Here is a 751-nt window from a genome sequence, read left to right as displayed (position 1 = left end):
TCCCATCGCAAAGAGTTCTTGCGGGGGATTTTCCTCGCCATGTCGTCGCCCAGTGCGATTCTCTGGTTCGCCGCGGTGGGCGGCACCCTGATTGCCCGTTCCGGTGGCGGCGGCACCCTCAGCTCGGCGTTGTTTCTCGGTGGATTTCTCTGTGCGGGAATTCTCTGGTGCGTCACGCTGTGCTTTGCGGCGAGCCATGGCGGCAAGCTGCTCGGAGACAAACTGCTGCGTTATTCCTACATGGCATCGGCCGCGATCTTCTGCTATTTCGCGGTGTACGTGATTCTTTCGGGTTACAACGAGTTTGTCGGTGCGCCCACCGGCGGGCAGCTTCCGGGGCTCTGACTGGGCGAATCGGGTTTGGCTTCTATACTCCCAGCCGAACCCATCTTTTTCGTTCCCAGGAGTCGAGTCATGGATGAGCAAAAACGCGTCGAACCGGCAGAACCACGCTTCGAAAATGGGCACTTCATGCTCATAGCGGGGCTTGGCGGGCGATTTACCCAAGAGACGGCCGGCAAGATTCCCGAGCTCTGGGATAAATTCGTTCCCCACATCGGCAATGTTCCCGGGCAAAAGGGCGAAGTGACCTACGGCGTTTGCTGCAACCCGGACGGCAAGGGCGGTTTCGAATACATCGCCGGTGTCGAGATCAGCAAGCTCGACGACCTGCCCGAGAAATACCGCTGGGTCGAGATTCAGCCCCAGTATTACGCGGTGTTCGAGCACAAGCGCGGTGTTCGAGCACAAG

At 59.1% G+C, this 751-nt stretch carries 2 protein-coding genes; both read left to right on the top strand.

All coding sequences use genetic code 11. From position 1 onward, the window contains the following. Positions 1 to 345: LysE family transporter (locus AC1DLB_RS31305; RefSeq protein ID WP_477786443.1), on the top strand; the 345-nt coding region annotated here is incomplete at its 5' end. A 69-nt stretch (positions 346 to 414) separates the two neighbouring features. Beyond that, a partial coding sequence (locus AC1DLB_RS31300) for a GyrI-like domain-containing protein (RefSeq protein ID WP_477786442.1) occupies positions 415 to 751 on the top strand: 337 nt, incomplete at its 3' end.

This window comes from Pseudomonas sp. 05N434, assembly GCF_056396965.1.
Note: the sequence above shows the minus strand (reverse complement) of the source record. Positions and strands in the feature narration are given on the sequence as shown.